Annotated in this window: 5 protein-coding genes and 1 pseudogene; all 6 read right to left on the reverse strand. The window is 32.9% G+C overall.

Annotated elements, in window-relative coordinates:
• Nucleotides 1–272: pseudogene (locus tag IDG60_RS07425) on the reverse strand (phage portal protein); the annotation flags it as partial.
• Nucleotides 273–276: 4 nt separating this feature from the next.
• Entirely contained in the window at nucleotides 277–1968 is a 1692-nt protein-coding gene (locus tag IDG60_RS07430; protein ID WP_000153540.1) for a terminase large subunit, read from the reverse strand.
• Nucleotides 1958–2263, reverse strand: coding sequence for a P27 family phage terminase small subunit (locus IDG60_RS07435; RefSeq protein ID WP_000778933.1), 306 nt, complete (start codon nucleotides 2261–2263; stop codon nucleotides 1958–1960). The genes IDG60_RS07430 and IDG60_RS07435 overlap by 11 nt, the downstream gene beginning before the upstream one ends.
• Nucleotides 2264–2389: 126 nt before the next feature.
• On the reverse strand, nucleotides 2390–2704 hold the full coding sequence (locus tag IDG60_RS07440) for an HNH endonuclease (protein WP_000160686.1): 315 nt from the start codon (nucleotides 2702–2704) through the stop codon (nucleotides 2390–2392).
• 156 nt (nucleotides 2705–2860) lie between these two features.
• Nucleotides 2861–3298 carry a transcriptional regulator gene (locus tag IDG60_RS07445; RefSeq protein ID WP_000528512.1) on the reverse strand — a complete coding sequence of 146 codons (438 nt, stop codon included), beginning with the start codon at nucleotides 3296–3298 and terminating at the stop codon, nucleotides 2861–2863.
• A 12-nt stretch (nucleotides 3299–3310) separates the two neighbouring features.
• Nucleotides 3311–4370, reverse strand: a 1060-nt coding sequence (locus IDG60_RS07450; RefSeq protein ID WP_206160582.1) for a DEAD/DEAH box helicase, incomplete at its 5' end; no start/stop codon positions are given.

A 4370-nucleotide genomic window follows, 5' to 3' on the forward strand; every position in this document is an offset into this window, starting at 1 on the left:
GGTGACACTGTAAGTAAATCAGATACTTCTGTATTAACTACTTTATAATCTTCATACATTTTCAAGGGCAAACTAGCCATCGAATTAGATAACTTTGTAATAGCTGAAAATATCGTTTCATTAGTTTCAAGCGTATTATTGATTACACCCCAAAAAGATTTATTTTTCCATGGGCTAAAGTCATAAAGCTTAGAAGCTGACTGATCAATCCAATTGTCTATCAATTTTTTCTTTATGCGTGTGACAATATTCTCTTTTGCGATAACATTCACCTCCTTAACGCATTATATCTTTAATACTAATAAATTCTATGTTTCCTTCACCCTTGTCAGAAACAACTTTATTCATAATATCTGTATATGTGTTTAAAAATGCTGCAAAGCCATCTATTTTACGATATCTGCTTTGCTTAGACGGCAACCAGTTTCCGTTTCTGTCTAGTTTCAACTGAACATTATTGATATACCATTTCATTAAAGGATTATTATTAAATATTATTTTCCCATCTAAAAACATTTCTTTTAAATCCTTCAATGCAGGGCTCAAGGTCAAAGCTCCTTGTCTTGTTTCTTCCGTTTCAAACCCGTAATTTTTTAACTCTTGATTTAGTTTGAATGCGTTCGCTCTATCATAAGTAATTTTTTCTACTACATAATGCTCATTCATCTTAATTATCCAATTTAAAACATCTTGGTAGTCAATATAAGGCTTATCTTGCACTGTTAATAAGCCATCTTCTTCCCATTCTCTATAGGGTATTTTTTCGTTAGAATATTCAACTTTGTGCTTAGGAATCCATGAATGCGATAAAACTGCAACTTTACCATTATCTAACGCAAAAGTAGCACACGCGGCTGTAAAGTCCTCTGTTTCTGATAAATCATAACCAATCGTGCATGGTCTGCCTTCCAGCTCTTCTAAAGAAACAATTTCATTATTTTTTTGGAGTGTTGGGTAATCAATAAAACTCATCTCGTCATTATTAGCAAAGATATTAAACCTTTTGGTTATAAAATCTCCACGTTCAGCTGGTGTTCTCTTAGCTTTTTCCCACTCTTCTTTCATCTCATCTAAATTTATAGAGACACCTAAGTTGGGATTTGCTTTTATCCAGTTCGACGAATCATTAATATCATCGTCATCATCCAAAGATGCTAAATAATAAAAAGTTCTTTCGTCTTCTATGATTTGATCTAAGGTGTCTCTTCCCGCTTCTACCATATCAACAAGTGGACCATCTAATTGATACCCTGCTGTCGTAATGTAGATGAGAAGAGGTTGTAACCTTGCAGCTCTTGAGTTTTTTATAACTGAAATCAATTTATAGTCTTTAAATTCATGAATTTCATCAAAAATCCCCATGTGTGTATTCAATCCATCTAACTTATCGCTATCTGATGCTTGGGGCATAATTTTTGATATCGTTGCGTCATAATGGATTTCATCTCTTAATGTTCTGAAATTTTTATCAAGCTTTGGGCTAGCTTTTATCATCGCCTTAGATTCATCGAATAATATTCTAGCTTGTTTCATTACGTTTGCTAAAAGATGGATTTCAGCGCCGTTTTCTCCATCTTGAGAAACAGCATAGTTAGCAACACCAGATATAGTAGTTGTTTTACCATTTTTTCGCCCCATAAATATCAAAGCTTCTTTAAACCTGCGCAGTTTTGTTTCTTTATGAACCCAACCAAACAAACTGCCAATAATAAAATGTTGCCATGGTTGTAATACAAGTTGACGTTTAGATCCTTTGGAAGGTTTACAAAACTTTTCTATGAATCGAATAGGACGGTGCGCTAATTCTTCATCAAATACCCATTTACCTCCATTTTCTAGATATCTAAGGTGTCTCTCACATTCTTTTTTAACATATTTGCTTGTTTTTATTTTCCCTTGAGTGACTTGCTCTGCATACCATGTTGTTAATAGTTTTGGTGAAGGTTCATTTAAAACTTTAATAGTCACCGAATCCACCTTCTTCTTGAACTATCTTTTTTCTTTGTGCTGCAGTTAAACCCATAGACTTGAGTAAGTTATTTAGTGTTTGAACTGTTTTTGTCAGTTCTATGCTTAATGGATTCTTAACAATATTGCTCGCACCAGCCTTGTTTGTATGCTCTATCATCAAATCACTATTTTTAAGTTCATCTCTTAACCGACAATAAAATTCATACGTTTCTATATACAAATTAATTAATATGTCATCAGATTTTTTATAATCCTCTATATATTCTTTCAGCTGTTTTTTTGTTAATTTCATATAAAGACCCCCTTTCATAAAAGTTTATCCGCGTTGCAAGCGAAGGGCCCCCGCCGGTACCCGGCGAAAAAACATTTTAAGCCAATGGGCAGGGGGCTATAAAATTTTATTTAAATGTTTTTTTATTTAAATTTTTAGAACTCTAATTTTCTTAAGATTACTTTTGTCATTACCATTTGCATGAATTTTGTTATGACAGCCATAACAAACTGACATTAGATTATCTAATTCTAAAGCTTTGTTAAAATCTTCATCAACATAAATAATGTGATGCACTATGTTTGCATCTGTTACAATATCTTCGCGTAAACACATTTGACAAAGATGATTATCTCTATCTAATGCTATCTCCCTTAACTTCTTCCATGCTTTTGAATGATAGAACCAATCGTATTGATATGACTTACGACCATGCTTATAAATGTTATTGTGCTTGGTCATCTCTTACACCTCTTTGATTGCATAACAAAAGACACACCGCATAGCGATGTGCCTCGTGTACTTGTGTCGTATAACTTTTAGATAACTTTATACATCTTTCCGATACTATCATATTACTACAGATTTGTAGGCCTTTTGCACAATCTTTGCACAATGTTATTTGATACCTGCATGATACGCTACCGCTTTAACAAAGTTCTTTCGTATAGTAGTAACAGTATTACGATGCATATGGCATTCATGTCCTATCTGTTCCATCTTTAACTTCTTTTCTTTATTCCAATACTTGAGCCTTATTACTTTCTTATGATCTTCAGGCAACTTTAAGTATTCACTCTCAACTGCTTCGACCATTTCTTCAAGGTTTCGTAACATCTTATTAGTTAATAATCTAGTTGCCATTAGTTCAGTTGTTCTAACTGGTTCGCCTTTTTGTAATGGTCCATATACAATATTGGAATCTTGTTCCTTCGTTGGATTAAGTATTTCCAACCTCAATCTTTTTATTTCTTTCTTGTTCTCATTTAAATTATATATTTCTGATTCAATATATTTAAATGTTCCTGGCTTGATATCATATATTGTGTTCCCCATGTTAGACCTCCATTACTTATGCTTAGCTATTCTTGCTTTAATAGCTTTCATTAATTCTTCTTGCGTTAGTTCTTTATTTTGTAAAGCTTTATATACTCTTTGATCTATTGTGTTATCGGTCATGATATGATGAATAATAGTCGTATGATTTTGTCCTTGTCTGTATAATCTAGCATTTGCTTGTTGGTATAATTCCAAGGACCATGTAAGTCCAAACCAAACAATAATGTGCCCACCTTGTTGTAAGTTTAATCCATGTCCTGCACTTGCTGGATGTGCTATAAGCAACTTAATGTCTCCACTGTTCCAACGTTCTTTATAGTTTGAATCCTCTAATGTGGTTGCTTCCTTAAACCTTTGAAGTATTCTTTCTTTATCGTGTTTGAAGTTATAAAACAATAGTATTGGTTGGCCTTGAGACTCCTCTATAATTTCCTCTAACTTATCTAACTTCTTATCATGTATAAGTCTTACATCTTCCTCATCTGTATAAACTGCGCCGTTAGATAGTTGAAGTAGTTTCTGACTTAATGATGCCCCATTTTGAGCTACAACTGTTCCTTCTTCTTCCGATTCTAAAATATAGTTTTTTTCTAATTCTTCATATACTTTTCTTTCTTTTTCTGATAAGACTACTGTTTGTTTAGTATCAACTCTGTCAGGCATATCCAGATAATCTTTCGCTTTCATGCTTAAACATATATCTTCTATTTGTTTATATATCTTTTCTTCAGATCCGTCTCTTAGCTCCCACTTAAAAATATGTTCGCTAACTTGATGAGTTGGTTTAAAGTACCTTTCTCGATAACGACTGAATGAAGACTCAAGTCTTTCACCTCTGTCTATCAAATAAACTTGAGCCCATAAATCCTGTAAACTATTTGGACTAGGTGTTCCTGTTAATCCTATAAATCTATTAATGAGTGGTAATTTCTTTTTAATAGATTTAAACCTTTGACTCTTAGGACTTTTAAATGTAGACAGTTCATCAATCACAACCATGTCAAATGGCCATTCTTTTTTATATTGATCACATAACCATTTAGTATTTTCTTTATTGGTTACATAGATA

Source organism: Staphylococcus sp. EG-SA-2 (genome assembly GCF_017152085.1).

Coding starts and splice junctions, on each gene's coding strand:
- IDG60_RS07435 (WP_000778933.1), bottom strand. CDS start 2,263: ATGAAATTAACAAAAAAACAGCTGAAAGAATATATAGAGGATTATAAA.
- IDG60_RS07440 (WP_000160686.1), bottom strand. CDS start 2,704: ATGACCAAGCACAATAACATTTATAAGCATGGTCGTAAGTCATATCAA.
- IDG60_RS07445 (WP_000528512.1), bottom strand. CDS start 3,298: ATGGGGAACACAATATATGATATCAAGCCAGGAACATTTAAATATATT.